The sequence below is a fragment of the Arthrobacter sp. U41 genome (assembly GCF_001750145.1).
In the GTDB taxonomy this organism is placed as follows: Bacteria; Actinomycetota; Actinomycetes; order Actinomycetales; family Micrococcaceae; genus Arthrobacter.
In genome coordinates, this window is the sequence record NZ_CP015732.1 from 1123506 (window position 1) to 1138356 (window position 14851).

Sequence of the window (14851 nt, forward strand, 5' to 3'; positions counted from 1 at the left end):
GTAACTTCCGCAGCAGGGGCGCGAACCGTGGACGTCCGAGCTCCGCGGTCACTAGACTGGCCATGCTCAAGTACTGGAGCCTGCCGGCGTGAGATATCGTCCGGGCAGGCCGCCTGTCCGGACCAGCCAGACAGGACGCGCTCCAGGGGCGGGAAGCGGGAGCACATGTCCGAAGCACAGGAGAACTACTCGGCCGAGGCCGAGGCGTCCAGCACTGATCCCCACGACTGGGGCAGGGCCATGGCGCTGGCGGTCACACGACTGGCGGAGCAGATCGCCCCCGCGGACAGCGAGGATATCCACGCCTCGCTCGTGGGCAAGGACCTGCACCTCAAGATCCGTGACGACGAGGGTGGGGTCACCATCATGGTGTCCACCGCGCCGGGTTCTGACCCCTCCAGCTGAGCTAGCGGCCGGAAGACAGGTCCGCGGAGATGAGTTCGGCAGTGGCCACGGTGGCCGTCCGCACCGAGTCCAGGTAGGCCTCCGGATCCGGCCGGCTCGCGACCGACTGGGCCTGCAGGGACACGTTGATGGCGGCGACCACCTTGGGGCCGTCGTGGACGGGCGCGGCGATGGACATCAGCCCGAGCTCGAGTTCCTGGTTCAGCAGGCACCAGCCCTGGGCGCGGACGCGGGCCAGTTCCGCCAGCAGGGCCTCCCGGGTTCCGATGGCCAGCGGCGTCAGTGGCCGGATCTCAGCCCTGGCGAGGTAGTCCTCCAGCTCGGCGGGCGGCAGGGCCGCCAGCAGCACCCTGCCCATCGAGGTGGCGTACGCCGGGAAGCGGGTGCCGACGGTGATGCCGACCGTCATGATCCGGCGCGTCGCCACCCGGGCGATGTAGGCGATGTCCGTGCCTTCCAGCACAGCGGCCGACGTCGACTCCCCCAGCTGCAGAGACAGCTCCTCGAGGTGGGGCTGGGCGAGCTGCGGCAGCGACAGGCCCGAGAGGTAGGCGTAGCCGAGCTGCAGCACCTTCGCGGTCAGGGCGAAGATCTTGCCGTCGGTGCGGACGTAGCCCAGCTCCACGAGTGTGTACAGGAAGCGCCGCGCCGTGGCGCGGGTGAGGTCCGTCCGGGCCGCCACCTCGGTCAGCGTCATCTTCGGATGGTCCGTGTCGAAGGCGCGGATCACTGCCAGCCCGCGCGCCAGCGACTGTACGTATTGGTCACTGGCCGGTGGCGCGCCAGCGGCCTTGGCGCCCTTTGCTGCGACAATCATTTCCATGCCTCTCGGTCCCGCCCCACTTTATCCGGGTGAGCGGAGTCTTAACTTCCTTCGGAGGATGCGGCCTTGAGCGGGACCGGAACCATTGCCTGCAGCTCCTCGAATGTGCAGCCGAATGTCTCGCGGACCTGGACACCGCCGGGCCCGGTCAGGAAGACGGCCTTGTCCGTGTAGACCCGGGTCACGCAGCCGACGCCGGTCAGCGGGTACGTGCACGCCTCGACGAGCTTGGACACGCCCTCGCGCGTCAGGAGCGTCATCATCACGAAGACGTCCTTGGCGCCGGTCGCGAGGTCCATGGCTCCGCCGACCGCCGGGATCGCATCCGGCGCGCCGGTGTGCCAGTTGGCGAGGTCGCCCGTCGCCGAGACCTGGAAGGCCCCCAGCACGCAGATGTCGAGGTGGCCACCGCGCATGATCGCGAACGAGTCGGCGTGGTGGAAGTAGGACGCCCCGGGCAGTTCGGTCACCGGGATCTTGCCGGCGTTGATCAGGTCGGGGTCGATCTGGTCCCCGGTGGCAACCGGACCCATGCCCAGCATGCCGTTCTCGGTGTGGAGTGTGATGTCCTGCTCCGGCTCGAGGTAGTTGGACACCAGGGTGGGCTGGCCGATGCCCAGGTTCACGAAGGAGCCGGGCTTGATGTCCCGGGCCACGAGGCGGGCCAGGTCATCGCGGCCCAGCGGCTTGTCGGAGCTCTGGATGCCGGTCTGGGTACTCGCCTGGTCATTTGACTGGACGCTCATATCAGGCCACCTTCACAATGCTGTTGACGTAGATTCCGGGGGTCACGACGACCTCCGGGTCGAGGCCGCCCGTCGGGACGATCTCCGTGACCTGGACCACCGTGTGCTTGGCCGCGGCGGCCATGATCGGGCCGAAGTTGCGCGCCGTTTTGCGGTAGACGAGGTTGCCCTTGCCGTCGGCCTTGAGCGCCTTGATAAGCGCGACGTCGGCGTGGAGGGGAGTCTCGAAGACCTGGCCGCGGCCGTCGAGGATGCGCGTTTCCTTGCCCTCGGCCAGCATGGTGCCGTAGCCGGTGGGGGTGAAGAAGCCGCCGATCCCGGCGCCTGCGGCGCGGATCCGTTCAGCCAGGTTGCCCTGCGGCACCAGTTCCAGCTCGATCTCACCGGCGTGGAATTTCGCGTCGAAGTGCCAGGAATCGGACTGCCGCGGGAAGGAACAGATCATCTTTTTCACCCGGCCTTCCTTGATCAGCAGGGCGAGGCCCTGGTCGCCCTGGCCGGCGTTGTTGTTGACGACGGTGAGAGCCTTGGCGCCGCAGTCCATCAGGGCGTCGATCAGTTCGAACGGCTGCCCGGCGTTGCCGAAACCCCCGATCATCACCGTGGATCCGTCCTTGATGCCGGCGACGGCCTCGTTGACGCTGTCGAGAAAGTTCAGCATGTCCTAGCCCTTTACTGTTGCTGTTGTTGCCGGTGCTGTAGCCCGTGTTGTAGCCCGTGTTGTAGCCCGCTGGGCCTTCGTTGCCGTGACGTTTTCGAGCACGATGGCGAGGCCCTGGCCGACGCCGATGCAGATCGCGGCGACGCCCCAGCGCTCACCGGAGGCCTGCAGGGACCGGGCCAGGGTGCCCAGGATACGTCCGCCGGAGGCGCCCAGGGGGTGGCCCATCGCGATCGCGCCGCCGTGCCGGTTCACGACGCCCGGGTCGACGCCCCAGGCGTTGATGCAGGCCAGGGACTGCGCGGCGAACGCCTCGTTCAGTTCGACGGCGCCGACCTGGTCCCAGCCGATGCCCGCCTTGGCGAGGGCCTTGTTGGCCGCCTCCACCGGGGCGTAGCCGAAGAACTGCGGGTCGTTGGCGTGCGCGCCGCGCCCGGCGATGCGCGCCAGCGGGTCAAGGCCCAGGATCCCGGCGGCGTTCTCGGAGCCGAGCCACGCCGCGGACGCGCCGTCCGAGAGCGGGGAGGCGTTCCCGGCGGTGACGGTGCCGTCCTCGGTGCGGAACACCGTCTTCAGGCCCGCGAGCTTTTCCGCCGAGGACCCGGCGCGGATGCCCTCATCCCGGACCAGGCCGGTGCCCGGGACCGGGGTGACGAGCCGGTCGTAGAATCCCTCGTCCCAGGCCGCGGCGGCCAGGTTGTGGGAGGCCGCGGAGAACTCGTCCTGCGCCTGCCGGGTGATCCCGTACTTCTCGGCCAGCCGTTCGGTGGCCTCGCCCAGGGACACGGTCCAGTCCGGGCGCATGGCCGGGTTGACCAGGCGCCAGCCCAGCGTGGTGGAGACCAGGGTCATGTCCCCGGCCGGGTAGGGCTTCTCCGTCTTGGGCAGCACCCAGGGCGCGCGGGACATCGACTCGGCGCCGCCGATGAGCATCAGCTTCGCGTCGCCGGTGTTGATCTGCCGGGAGGCGATGATCGCCGCGTCCAGCGAGGACCCGCACAGCCGGTTCACGGTGGTGCCGGGGATCGAGACCGGCAAACCGGCCAGCAGGGTGCCCATCCGGGCGATGTTGCGGTTCTCCTCGCCCGCGCCGTTGGCGTTGCCGAACACCACCTCATCGATCCGCTCGACGTCCAGCCTCGGCGCACGCTTCACGGCCTCACCGATCACATGCGCGGCCAGGTCATCCGGACGGACCCCCGCCAGTCCCCCGCCGAACTTCCCGAACGGGGTCCTGACGGCATCGTAAAGGTAGGCCTGCTTCATACGGTCTTGTCCATTTCAGTGTTGTCCATTCCGGCATCGTCCATGGAACGGAATACTTGCTGCGCGGTCTTGAAAGCGGTGTTGGCGGAGGGGACCCCGCAGTAGATGGCGGTCTGCAGCAGGATTTCCTTGATCTCGTCCCGGCTCAGACCGTTCGTGATGGCGGCGCGGATGTGCATGGCCAGCTCCTCCCAGTGACCGTGGGCGACCATCGCGGTGATGGTGACGGCGGAGCGCATCTGCCGGGTCAGGCCCGGTCGGGTCCAGATGCCGCCCCAGGCGATCCGGGTGATCATGTCCTGGAAGTCCTCGGTGAAGGGATCCTTGTTGGCGTTGGCACGGTCCACGTGCGCGGTGCCGAGCACTTCGCGGCGGACCACCATGCCGCCGTCGTAGATCTCCTGGCTGGTGGCGTCAGGCTGCACTACTCCGTGGCGTTCCAGGCCGGTCCGCTCCGGGCCGGTCACTGTCCGGCCCCGCGGGATTCGGACCAGGCGATCAGCGTCCGCAGCAAGTCGGCCACGTGCCCGGGAGCTTCGAACGGCGCCAGGTGTGCCACGCCTTCAAGGCTCACGGCACTTGCGGTGCCACCGCCGGCGGTGATTCCTTCGACAATCTCCTGGGCGAACGACGGCGGCGCCACGGTGTCCTCCACGCCCGCGAGGGCCTGGGTGGGGACCCGGATGCTGCCGAGTTCGGCCCGGACGTCAAAGCCGGCGAGGGCTTCACAGCAGAAGGCGTAGCTGAAGCGGTCGGCGTCGCGCAGGCTGTGCAGCAGCCGGCCGCTGAGTTCCGGCTGGCGCTCCATGAAGCCGGGGCCGAACCAGCGCTGCGCCGAGCCCTGGATCATCACGGGCGTTCCCTGGGTGCGCACGGTTTCCGCGCGTTCCAGCCAGCCCTCGGGCGTGCCGAGCTTCGCTCCGGTGCACTGCACGGACAGGCTCTTGAGCCGTTCACCGTGCTTGATGCCCAGCTGCAGGCCGGTGGCGCCACCCAGCGAGACACCGGCGTAGTGGAACCGCGCGCCGGGCGCGATCGAATCAACCAGCTCGACGACGGCGTCGGCCAGCTCGGCGACGGTGAAGGGTTCCTTCGCGGCCGGCGAGATCCCGTGGCCGGGCAGGTCCCAGGCGACGACGTCGACGTCGTCCCCGAGCAGGGCCCCGGCCTGGGTCCACAGCAGCGTGGACGTGCCCAGGGACGGGCCCACCACGAGGAGGGGCTTGTCCCCCAGCGGGCGCTGGGGCGACAGCAGTACTGCCTTGACTGTTGGTCTAGCCACGGAAGGCTCCGTTCAGGTCGGGGATCGGTGATGAGGAGCCGGCGCCGGTGGCGCCGAACTCCGGATAAGCGGCGAGGATGCGGCGGGTGATTTCGGCGGCCTGGCCGAGGTAGTTGCCGGGGTCGAGCAGCTCCTCCAGCCGGGCATCGGAGAGCAGCTCCGCCGGGACGGCGGCGCGGAGCAGCCGCCGGTAGGTGGCGGGCTGTTCGGCGGCCGGGACCTGCAGCGTCTGGTCCACCACGGCCTGCAGCCGCTGTTTGCCGTCGGCGCTGTCCTTACCCGCGACGCTGCCGGCCATCAGCGGCGCGACGGCGGCCGTGACGGCTTCACTGAGCAGCAGCGGTCCGGAAATCTCCAGGTTGCGGCGCATGGCGTCGGGGAAGACCTCCAGGCCTTCGGCAAGTTCGCGGAGATGCAGGGCGGCGCCGAGGGCGAGGCGGAGGAGCTGGCGGAGGGCCGGCCATTCACTGTGCCAGGCACCGTCGGGTCGTTCGTCGTTGAAGTTGGCGGCGGCCAGGTGCAGCTGTGCGGCCTGGCCGGGCGCCTGCAGGGCCGCGCTGCGGACCAGCACGGACAGCACCGGGTTCTGCTTCTGCGGCATGGCCGAGGACCCGCCCCGGCCGGCGGCGCGGGGTTCCGCGAGTTCGGCGACCTCGGGGCGGCTGAGGAACAGCACGTCGGAGGCAATCTTGCCCGCGGCGTCGGTCACGGCGGCCAGGGCGTCCCCAAGGGACGTCACAACCAGCCGGTTCGTGTGCCAGGGCGCCGGAACGGCGGCGAGGCCGAGTTCCGCGGCCAGCCGGTCGGAGAGATCAAACGGGGAGAGCCGGGAACCCGGGACCGGCGCCGTGCCCGCTGCAATGGTTGTGGCGGCCAGCACGGTGCCGGCCGCGAGGGTTCCGGCCGCTCCCCCGGTCTGCACCGGGAATTCGAGGGCCTCCAGCCGGCGCGCGGCGGCGGCAAGCCCGTGGAACCATTGGGCCGCCTTGAGTCCGAAGCTGAACGGCAGCGAGTGCTGGGTCAGGCTGCGTCCCACGCACAGCGTGTCCGCATGGTGTGCGGCGAGGGCGGCCAGGGCCGCGGTGGTGGCCCGGAGTTCGGTGAGCAGTGCGCCGACGGCGTCCCGGGCGAGCAGGATCAGCGCGGAATCGAGCACATCCTGGCTGGTCAGCGAGGTGTGTACGGCCTTCCCGGCACCGATGCCCGCCGTATCCAGGGCCTTGACCTGGGCGCGGAGATCCGCCAGCAAGGGGATCACCGGGTTGGCGCCGCCCTGGGCGCGCACGGCAAGGCCCGGGAGGTCATAACGGCCCACCTCGGCGGCCGCGGCGACCACCGCGGCCGCCCCTGCGGGCACCAGGGACGCGCCTTCCAGGACCGTGGCCCAGGCGGCCTCGACCCGGAGAATGGCAGCCAGTACCGCCCGGTCCCCGGTCAGCGCCGCCACGCGGGGTGACGCTGACACGGGACTCAGGAGGCCGACGTCGCCCTCGGCGCCGGGGGAGGTCACTTCGAGGAGCCCTCGAAGTCGAGGAACACCGTCTCGCCCTCGCCCTGGAGCCGGACGTCCCAGGTCAGGCCGCCGTCTGCGTCGCGTCGTGCGATCAGCGTTTTGCGCCGTTCCGGGTCCAGCGAGGACAGCAGCGGATCCGCGGCCAGGGCGTCCACGTTTTCCGGCAGGTAGATCCGGGTGAAGAGCCGGTTCATCAGGCCGCGGGCAAAGACCGCGACAGAGATGAACGGGGCAGCACCTTCCTCGGTGGGACCGGGGTTTACCGTGGTGAAGGTGAAAACACCGGTGTTGCCCACCGCGCTGCGGCCGAAGCCGGTGAAGGTGTAGCCGTCGCGCACCAGCGAACCCGTGTGGTGCGGAACCTTGCCCTCGGCGTCGGCCTGCCAGATCTCCAGGATCGCGTCCGGGATCGGGTGCCCGGCGCCGTCGTACACGGTGCCCTGGAGCCGGATGGAGCCCGGGGAGCCGGGGGCCAGCAGCTCGCGGTCCTTGGTGAAGGGCAGCGCGTAGCCGTAGAACGGTCCCACGGTCTGGCCGGGAGTGGGGGTGAGTTTGGTCATGCTGGCCCTATTCATTCTCGTCTCCTTCTGCGCCTAATGCCTCGTTCTCGGTCCAGGTCCGCTTCGACCCGGTCAGGACGATGTCCCAGTTGTACGCGAGGGCCCATTCCGGCTTGGTCTGCTCGTGGTTGTAGGTGGCCACGAGCCGGTCTCGGGCGTCCTGGTCCACGATCGACTGGTAGATCGGGTCCAGCGGGAAGAGCTGGTCGCCGGGGAAGTACATCTGCGTGACGATCCGCTGGGTGAATTCCTGGCCGAACAGGGAGAAGTGTATGTGGGCCGGACGCCAGGCGTTGAGGTGGTTCTTCCACGGGTAGGCGCCGGGTTTGATGGTGGTGAAGCTGTAGGAGCCGTCGGCGCCCGTGATGCAGCGGCCGACGCCGGTGAAGTTGGGATCCAGCGGTGCCGGGTGCTGGTCCCGCTTGTGGATGTAGCGGCCGGCGGAATTCGCCTGCCAGATCTCCACGAGCTGGCCCGCGACGGGGCGGCCGTCGCCGTCGAGCACACGGCCGGAGACGAGGATGCGTTCGCCCAGCGGTTCACCGTTGTGCGCGATGGTGAGGTCTGCTTCCAGCGCGTGCACGTCCATGTGCCCGAATGCGGGAGAGTACAGCTCGATGGTCTCCGGGTCCGCGTGGTGCAGGTCCTTTGTGGGGTGGCGCAGGACGCTGCTGCGGTACGGGGCATAGTCCAGCCGCGGCTGGGTCTCCGCCGGGGCACCGTTCTGGAGCGCCTGGGCGTAGGCATCGCCGAGCGCCTTCATTTCGGCGCTGAGGTCCGCCTGCGATTCCGCGGCCGCGTCGAGGGGCGCGTACGTCTTCGGTGCGGCCTCCGTGGCTTCGTCGGACACGTCCTCCGTGAGCGGATCCGCGTTGTAGATCTCAAGGTTGATTTCTTCAGGCACAGCAGCCTCCTTTCGTTGGGTGTTGGTGTTTTTGACGGGTCAGGGGGTGAGGTTCAGCTGGTGCAGGTGGTCGTATTGGACGGCGTGCCGTACCGGGGCGTTGGGCGCCCCGTAGCCGTCGTAGGAACCGCGGCGCTCCACCATTTCGAAGAAGACGCTGCCGACGGTGGCGGTGTAGAAGTGCAGGAACTCGCCCTCGGCGTCGCGGTCGTAGAGCAGGTTGAGGTCCCGGAGAGTGGCCAGGAAGGCCGGGTCCAGGCCGAACCGTGCATCGAGATCCTCGTAGTAGTTCTCCGGGATCCGGAGGAAATCAAGGCCGCGCGCCTTGGCGGCCCGGGCCGTCGCCACGAGGTCAACCACCGCAAAGGCGATGTGTTCCTGGTAGGTGGGCCGCTGGCCGGTGCCGGCCGTAGTTCCTGCGGCCGAGTCGGCGCCTTCGCGCTGGATCAGCGGCGCCAGGTTCAGCACCAGGCGCACTCCGCGGTCACGGGTGAGCATCACCTGGGACCGGACCAGCCCGGTGGGGCTCGCGACTTCCGCATACGGCTGAGGTTCCAGGGCCAGGGCGCTGGTATAGAAGAGCACGGCCTCGTCGAAGTGCTGCCAGGGCTGGGCAAGGTTGACGTGGTCGATCACGGCACCCTGTTCCCCGTTCCGGGCGGCGGCGGGGGCTTCCAGTCCCTCGCCGAATTCGCGGGTCCACACGGCGGTGCCGTCGGGGCTGCCCTGGCAGAGGAAAATCTCAGTGGAGTCCGGGGCGGCGAAGCCCTGGAAAATTTCCTCGTCGGCCTGGCTCTTGCGCGGCACGGCGGGGGCCTTGAGCTGCTGGGCCCGGGCCGCGGCAATCACGGGGGAATCAACGTCGAAGCCCAGGGCGGAAATTGCCGGCGCGACGGCGGCCCCGTCGTCGCGGGATTCCTGGGACGAGTCCTCGTTGATGATCACGCGGGCGTTGCCCATGGTCCACAATTGCACATTCTTGGTCCGGTGGCGCCCGTTGAACGCGAAACCGAGCTGTCCCAGCAGGGTTTCCAGTCCGGCGCTGTCCGCGGCCCTGACCTCGGCGAAGTTGAATCCGCCCGGTTCGGCCACCTGCGGGAGCGTGGCCAGTTCCATCGGGTACCGGCGGCGGCCCGTTGCCGGGGCACCGGAACCTTGTCCGCCGGAGGGATTCGCGTCCAGCCACTTCGCGGTCTGCTCCTCGAGCCAGATCAGCGACCGCATCGCGTCCACCGCGGTGCGTTCGACGTCGGACTGGCGGAAGACGTCGTTGAAGACTTCCAGGGAAACCGGCCCGGTGTACCCTGCCCGGACCACGTGGCCGAGGAACTTGGCGAGTTCGAACTGCCCCTCCCCCGGGAACACCCGGAAGTGCCGGCTCCAGGACAGCACGTCCAAGGACAACTTGGGCGCATCGGCCACCTGGACGAAGAAGATCTTCTCCGGGTTGAAGGACTCGATCGGGGCCGTGTCCCAGTCACGGGAGAGGATGTGGAACGAATCGAGGCAGGTGCCCAGGTTGGGGTGGCCCACCGTCTCCACCAGGCGGTGGGCGTGCTCGTAGTCGTTGACGTACTTTCCCCAGGCCAGGGCCTCGTAGGCCACCTTGACGCCGTGGTCCTGGGCAAGGGCAGCGAGGGCGGCGAGCTGTTCCGCCCGGAGTCCGTCGTCATCAATGCTGGCGGTGGCCACGTTGGAGCAGACCAGGATGGTGTCCATGCCGAGGCGGGACATCAGCCGGAACTTCGCCTCCGCCCGGCGCAGGTTGGCGGCAAGCAGCTCGTCGGGCACACTGTCGAAGTCGCGGAACGGCTGGTACAGATCCAGCGTCAGGCCGAGGTCGGCGGCCATCTTCCGGACGTCCTCCGGGCTCAGCGGCGAGGTGACAAGGTCTTGTTCGAAGATTTCGATCCCGTCGAAGCCGGCAATGGCGCAGGCCTGCATCTTCTCCCGCAGTGTGCCGGAGAGGCAGACCGTGGCGATTCCGGTGCGCATCAGACGGCCACCTCTTCGGCTGCGACGAGCTCCAGGAAGTGGGCCCGCATCCGGTCCGCGTCGGCCTCGAGACCGGTGAAGATCCGGAAGGCATCGGCTGCCTGCCCGACCGCCATCCGGCCACCGTCGAGCACGTCGCAGCCCTTGGCCCGGGCTTGCCGGACCAGCTCGGTCTCGATCGGGCGGTACACAATGTCCGCGACCCAGTGCCGGGGTGCCACGAGGGACATGTCCAGCGGCGTCCCGGGGTGGGCGGCCATGCCCACCGGGGTGCAGTGCACCAGGCCATCGGCCAGCGGCATCAGTTGCGGCAGTTCCGCCGTCGTCCGCGCGCTGACCAGCTGGTCCGGGAAGAAGCCTGCGAGTTCGGCGGCGCGTGCCGCGCAGCGGACGGGATCGGTGTCCACAAGGTCGAGCTCCTGGACGCCGGCGGTGAGCAGGGCGTAGGCGACGGCGGACCCGGCGCCGCCGGCGCCGAGCTGCACCACGCGGTTCAGCTTGGCTCCCGGCAGGCCGGTGGCGAGGGCGGCGGCGAACCCGGAGAAGTCGGTGTTGTGGCCGATGAAGCGGCCGTCCCGAATGGTCACGGTGTTGACCGCACCGAGGCGCCGGGCGTCCTGGGTGACCTCGTCCAGGTGTTCCAGGACCAGCTGCTTGCAGGGGTGGGTGATGTTCAGCCCGTTGAACCCCAGGCGGTAGGCGCCGGTCAGGAGTTCGCCGACGCTCTGGCCGGGAAGTCCCAGCTCGGTGAGATCGATGGGGCGGTAGAGGTACCGGAGGCCCTGCACATCGCCTTCGCGTTCATGCATGGGGGGCGTGAGGGACGGCATGACGCCATCGCCTATCAGGCCCACGAGGAAGGACTCTGCTCGATTGCTCATCCGTATAGCTCCTTTGACAACGGCACTCGGCGGGCGGAGACGCTCTGGGCGCAGGCCGCGGGCCGGGTGATGGGGATTACATTAGCGCATTTGTTCACATGTTGCACGTTTGTTCTAGGAACGAACAAATAATTACGGGACGGTGCCGGACAGGCTCGCGGACTCATCCCTGGGGCAGTCGGGCCGACAGCTCCGCCGCCGCCGACTGGAGCAGCGGAACCAGGGCCACGAGGGCCTCTACGCTCATCCGGAAGACCGGAACCGCCGTGGCCAGCGAGGCGAAGGCGTGGCCCTGGGCGTTGAACACCGGGACGGCCACCGCCCGCATGCCCAGTTCGTTTTCCTCGTCCATCACGGCATAGCCGCGCTGGCGGACGAGCCCGATCTCGGCCCGGAAGGCCTCCCGGTCCGTGATCGAAAATTCTGTCAGCGGCTCCAGTTCGAGCTCCTCAACGAGCTGGCTGCGGGTGGCGTCATCGGCGAAGGCCACGAGCACCTTGCCGACCGAGGTGGTGTGCAGTGCGCCCAGATGGCCCGGGTCGCTCGTGACGCGGAAAGTCTGCGGGCCGTCCACCTTGTTGACGGTGAGGTGGTGGTTTCCGTCGCGCACGGACAGGATGGTCGCCTCGCCCGTCTGCTCCGTGACGCGCCGCAGGATGGGCAGGGCGGTGCCGGCGAATCCGTGATGGTTGGACACGCGCTGTCCGAGCTGGAAAATGCGCAGGCCCAGGTGGTAGCGGCGCCCGTCCGGCTCATAGTCCACGAAGCCGTCGCGGGTCAGAGACCCCAGCAGGCGGTAGGTCGTACTGAAGGGCAGCTCCGCGCGGCGGGACAGCTCCGCGGCACTCGCCCCCCGCGGCTCGTCCCCCAGCAGGACCAGCAGGCCCAGGGCCTTGCCGACCATATCCGTCCGGGAGTCGTCCCTGGCGGCTTTAGTGCCCTTGCCGGCGGGAGCCGGAGGGGTGGAGGCGGCCTCAGCCGATTCTGTGTCTTGATTCACACTCATGGTTCAATGCTCTCACATCGTGAGAGCTATTTCTAGATGGTGATTATTTTGGTTGACAAGTGACTGCCCTCACAGCCATGATTGCTACATCGCACAAGTAGCTCCCACCATGTGGCTACTCGTCCGGGTCTTTCCACGAACCTCCTGGTGCCGCACACTTTAAGCCAGCGGCGGCCGAGACCTTCCTGATCCATCCGCGACAATGTCGTCACACAAAGGAACACCATGAGCCAGACACTCCCGTCCACGACGCCGGGCACTGACGTGCCGGCCGGGACGCCGAAGAAGGCAGCCCTCGCCAGCTTCCTGGGCAGCGCCGTCGAGTATTACGACTTCTTTATCTTTGGATCCGCCGCCGCGCTGATCTTCCCCACCGTCTTCTTCCCGGACGCCGGCGCCAACGCGGCGATCATGTCCTTCGCGACCTTCGGCTTCGCCTATGTCGCCCGGCCGGTCGGCGCGGTCATCCTGGGCCACTTCGGTGACCGGGTGGGCCGCCGCAAGGTCCTGATGTTCACCCTCCTGCTGATGGGCGCCTCCACTTTCGTGATCGGCTGCCTGCCCGACTTCAACACCATCGGCTGGTGGGCCCCGGCCCTGCTGGTGCTGGCGCGTCTGTGCCAGGGCCTCTCCGCGGCCGGCGAGCAGGCCGGCGCCTCCTCCATGACCCTGGAGCACGCCCCGGACAACCGCCGCGCCTTCTTCACGTCCTGGACGCTGACCGGAACCCAGGGCGGCCAGATCCTCGCAGCCCTCGTCTTCATCCCCGTCCTGGCCCTGCCGGATGAGATCAAGTACGGCATCGGCTGGCGCATCCCGTTCTGGCTGAGCGCCGTCGTGGTGATTGTTGCGTTCTTCATCCGCCGCACCCTGCACGAGCCGCCGGCCTTCGAGGAAGCCCAGAAGACCGCCCAGATCTCCAAGCTGCCCGTCGCGGACCTGCTCAAGGACCACTGGCGCGATGTCCTCCGCGTCGTCGCCTGCGCCTTCATCGCCGCCGTCTCAACCGTCTTCGGCACCCTGGCCATCAGCTACGCCAAGAACGTCGCCGGCGTGGACGGCACGACCACCCTCTGGCTCGTCGTCGGCGCCAACGTGGTTGCCCTCGGCACCCAGCCGCTCTTCGGCAAGCTCGCGGACCGGATCGGCCGCAAGCCGGTCTTTATCTACGGCGCGCTGGCCAGCGCGGTCCTGACTCCGCTGTTCCTGCTCAGCCTTGAGTCCGGCAGCGTCCCGCTGATGTTCCTGGCCGCGATCGGTTTCTTCTCCTTTGGCTACGCGGCGTCCAACGCCGTCTGGCCCGCGTTCTACGCGGAAATGTTCAGCACCAAGGTCCGCTTCTCCGGCCTGGCCATCGGCACCCAGCTCGGCTTCCTGATGGCGGGCTTCGCCCCGGCGATCGTCGCGGCCATGGGCGGCATCAGGCCCGGCGGCTGGGTCCAGATCAGCATCTTCACTGCCGTCATCTGCGTCATCTCGGCCGTCTCGGCACTGACCGCGAAGGAATCCTTCAAGATTCCCACCAAGGAGCTCGGCCTCAAGTAACCGGCCGCAGCGTTCCCGCCCGGTTGCTTCGGGCCGCAACACCGGAAGCCCGGCGTGTTCACAGGACACGCCGGGCTTTTCCGTGTCCGGGGACGGCCGCGGAACAGCAACCCGGCGGGAACGCCGGGCAGCCGCCCCCGGGACCGGGCGGGAGCCCAGGGTCAGTCCTGGCGGGCGCCCAGCACCTCTGCCAGATCGAACCTGACCGGTTCCTCAAGCTGTTCGTAGGTGCAGGACCGCGGGTCCCGGTCCGGGCGCCAGCGGACGAACTGCGCCGTGTGGCGGAACCGTTCGCCTTCCATGTGGTCGTATTTCACTTCCACCACCCGCTCCGGGCGGAGCGGGGTGAAGGAGAGGTCCTTGCCTCCGCTCCACCGGCTGCCTTCGGCATTGCGCGGCGTCCGGGTCCCGTCCTCCTGCCGGTCCCAGGCCCAGGGGTGCTCGTCGAAGCCGGTCACGAGCGGCTGGAGTTCCTCGAAGAGTTCCTTCCGGCGTTGCATCGGGAAGGCCCCGACCACACCGACATTGGCGAGTCCGCCGTCGTCGCCGTAGAGCCCCAGCAGCAGCGAGCCGATCCGGTCCGGCCCGGAGGTGTGGACGCGGTACCCGGCGAGGACGCAGTCTGCGGTGCGTTCGTGCTTGATCTTGAACATGGTGCGCTTGTCCGGCAGGTACTGCCCGTCCAGCGGTTTGGCCACGACCCCATCGAGGCCGGCCCCCTCGAACTGGTGGAACCACTCCTCGGCGGTTCCCTTGTCCCGGGTCGCGGCGGTGAGGTGGATCGGCGCCGCACTCCCGGCCAGCACGCGTTCCAGCGCCGCGCGCCGTTCGGCGAAGGGGCGCGCGGTGAGGTCCTCGTCGTCGAGGGCCAGCAGGTCGAACGCGACAAATCTCGCCGGCGTCTGTTCGGCCAGCAGCCGAACCCGGCTTGCCGCGGGATGGATCCGTTGCTGCAGGGTGTCAAAATCGAGCCGGTCGCCGGAGGCACCGATCATGATGATTTCACCGTCGAGCACGCAGCGCGGCGGCAGGTTGGCCTTCAGCGCCTCGACGAGTTCGGGGAAGTAGCGGGTGAGGGGCTTTCCGTTCCGGCTGCCGATCTCCACGTCCTCGCCGTCGCGGAAGATGATGGACCGGAACCCGTCCCACTTCGGTTCGAACATCAGCGGGCCGTCAGGCAGGGCACTTACGGACTTCGCCAGCATGGGCGCGATCGGGGGCATCAGCGGCAGTCGCATAGGCCCCATTCTGGTCCCGCATTCGG

The 14851-nt window shown here is 68.7% G+C and carries 15 protein-coding genes; 2 read left to right on the forward strand and 13 right to left on the reverse strand.

Translation table 11 applies throughout. The features are described 5' to 3' along the window. Positions 1-165 precede the first annotated feature (165 nt). Positions 166-405, forward strand: coding sequence for a hypothetical protein (locus ASPU41_RS05275; RefSeq protein WP_069950036.1), 240 nt, complete (start codon positions 166-168; stop codon positions 403-405). Position 406: 1 nt separating this feature from the next. Here the strand turns inward: ASPU41_RS05275 and ASPU41_RS05280 are convergent, their stop codons facing one another. From ASPU41_RS05280 to ASPU41_RS05335, 12 genes are all read right to left on the reverse strand, one after another. After that, the gene (locus ASPU41_RS05280; RefSeq protein ID WP_069952497.1) at positions 407-1222 is read right to left on the reverse strand and encodes an IclR family transcriptional regulator domain-containing protein; all 816 of its coding nucleotides are present in this window, start codon (positions 1220-1222) and stop codon (positions 407-409) included. Between the two features lie 47 nt (positions 1223-1269). Further along, entirely contained in the window at positions 1270-1974 is a 705-nt protein-coding gene (locus ASPU41_RS05285) for a 3-oxoacid CoA-transferase subunit B (RefSeq protein WP_069950037.1), read from the reverse strand. Between the two features lies 1 nt (position 1975). Beyond that, entirely contained in the window at positions 1976-2635 is a 660-nt protein-coding gene (locus tag ASPU41_RS05290) for a 3-oxoacid CoA-transferase subunit A (protein WP_069950038.1), read from the reverse strand. A gap of 3 nt (positions 2636-2638) precedes the next feature. Further along, positions 2639-3901: a thiolase family protein gene (locus ASPU41_RS05295; protein WP_231941174.1), complete on the reverse strand. Its 1263-nt coding sequence runs from the start codon at positions 3899-3901 to the stop codon at positions 2639-2641. Beyond that, on the reverse strand, positions 3898-4368 hold the full coding sequence (gene pcaC / locus ASPU41_RS05300; RefSeq protein ID WP_069950039.1) for a 4-carboxymuconolactone decarboxylase: 471 nt from the start codon (positions 4366-4368) through the stop codon (positions 3898-3900). The genes ASPU41_RS05295 and pcaC overlap by 4 nt, the downstream gene beginning before the upstream one ends. Beyond that, entirely contained in the window at positions 4365-5183 is an 819-nt protein-coding gene (locus ASPU41_RS05305; RefSeq protein WP_069950040.1) for an alpha/beta fold hydrolase, read from the reverse strand. The genes pcaC and ASPU41_RS05305 overlap by 4 nt, the downstream gene beginning before the upstream one ends. Beyond that, entirely contained in the window at positions 5176-6693 is a 1518-nt protein-coding gene (locus tag ASPU41_RS05310) for a lyase family protein (protein ID WP_069950041.1), read from the reverse strand. The genes ASPU41_RS05305 and ASPU41_RS05310 overlap by 8 nt, the downstream gene beginning before the upstream one ends. Then, positions 6690-7256 carry a protocatechuate 3,4-dioxygenase subunit alpha gene (gene pcaG / locus ASPU41_RS05315; protein WP_069950042.1) on the reverse strand — a complete coding sequence of 189 codons (567 nt, stop codon included), beginning with the start codon at positions 7254-7256 and terminating at the stop codon, positions 6690-6692. The genes ASPU41_RS05310 and pcaG overlap by 4 nt, the downstream gene beginning before the upstream one ends. 7 nt (positions 7257-7263) lie before the next feature. Beyond that, a complete protein-coding gene (gene pcaH, locus ASPU41_RS05320) occupies positions 7264-8160 on the reverse strand; it encodes a protocatechuate 3,4-dioxygenase subunit beta (protein ID WP_157356941.1) in 897 nt (298 codons plus the stop codon). A gap of 39 nt (positions 8161-8199) precedes the next feature. Then, positions 8200-10155, reverse strand: a complete 1956-nt coding sequence (locus ASPU41_RS05325) for a bifunctional sugar phosphate isomerase/epimerase/4-hydroxyphenylpyruvate dioxygenase family protein (RefSeq protein WP_069950043.1) — start codon at positions 10153-10155, stop codon at positions 8200-8202. After that, on the reverse strand, positions 10155-11036 hold the full coding sequence (locus ASPU41_RS05330) for a shikimate dehydrogenase (RefSeq protein WP_069950044.1): 882 nt from the start codon (positions 11034-11036) through the stop codon (positions 10155-10157). Before ASPU41_RS05330 ends, ASPU41_RS05325 begins: the two co-directional genes overlap by 1 nt. A 163-nt stretch (positions 11037-11199) precedes the next feature. Next, positions 11200-12042, reverse strand: a complete 843-nt coding sequence (locus ASPU41_RS05335; RefSeq protein WP_083266374.1) for an IclR family transcriptional regulator — start codon at positions 12040-12042, stop codon at positions 11200-11202. Positions 12043-12267: 225 nt separating this feature from the next. Between ASPU41_RS05335 and ASPU41_RS05340 the strand changes: the two genes are divergently transcribed. Beyond that, entirely contained in the window at positions 12268-13587 is a 1320-nt protein-coding gene (locus ASPU41_RS05340; protein ID WP_069950046.1) for an MFS transporter, read from the forward strand. A gap of 161 nt (positions 13588-13748) precedes the next feature. Here the strand turns inward: ASPU41_RS05340 and ASPU41_RS05345 are convergent, their stop codons facing one another. Further along, positions 13749-14825, reverse strand: a complete 1077-nt coding sequence (locus tag ASPU41_RS05345; protein ID WP_069950047.1) for an ATP-dependent DNA ligase — start codon at positions 14823-14825, stop codon at positions 13749-13751. Positions 14826-14851: the final 26 nt, after the last annotated feature.

Excerpts from the sequence above, each read along its gene's own strand:
- ASPU41_RS05275 (WP_069950036.1), top strand. The coding sequence starts at position 166 with ATGTCCGAAGCACAGGAGAACTACTCGGCCGAGGCCGAGGCGTCCAGC.
- ASPU41_RS05280 (WP_069952497.1), bottom strand. The coding sequence starts at position 1,222 with ATGATTGTCGCAGCAAAGGGCGCCAAGGCCGCTGGCGCGCCACCGGCC.
- ASPU41_RS05285 (WP_069950037.1), bottom strand. The coding sequence starts at position 1,974 with ATGAGCGTCCAGTCAAATGACCAGGCGAGTACCCAGACCGGCATCCAG.
- ASPU41_RS05290 (WP_069950038.1), bottom strand. The coding sequence starts at position 2,635 with ATGCTGAACTTTCTCGACAGCGTCAACGAGGCCGTCGCCGGCATCAAG.
- ASPU41_RS05295 (WP_231941174.1), bottom strand. The coding sequence starts at position 3,901 with ATGAAGCAGGCCTACCTTTACGATGCCGTCAGGACCCCGTTCGGGAAG.
- pcaG (WP_069950042.1), bottom strand. The coding sequence starts at position 7,256 with ATGACCAAACTCACCCCCACTCCCGGCCAGACCGTGGGACCGTTCTAC.
- ASPU41_RS05325 (WP_069950043.1), bottom strand. The coding sequence starts at position 10,155 with ATGCGCACCGGAATCGCCACGGTCTGCCTCTCCGGCACACTGCGGGAG.
- ASPU41_RS05330 (WP_069950044.1), bottom strand. The coding sequence starts at position 11,036 with ATGAGCAATCGAGCAGAGTCCTTCCTCGTGGGCCTGATAGGCGATGGC.
- ASPU41_RS05335 (WP_083266374.1), bottom strand. The coding sequence starts at position 12,042 with ATGAGTGTGAATCAAGACACAGAATCGGCTGAGGCCGCCTCCACCCCT.
- ASPU41_RS05340 (WP_069950046.1), top strand. The coding sequence starts at position 12,268 with ATGAGCCAGACACTCCCGTCCACGACGCCGGGCACTGACGTGCCGGCC.
- ASPU41_RS05345 (WP_069950047.1), bottom strand. The coding sequence starts at position 14,825 with ATGCGACTGCCGCTGATGCCCCCGATCGCGCCCATGCTGGCGAAGTCC.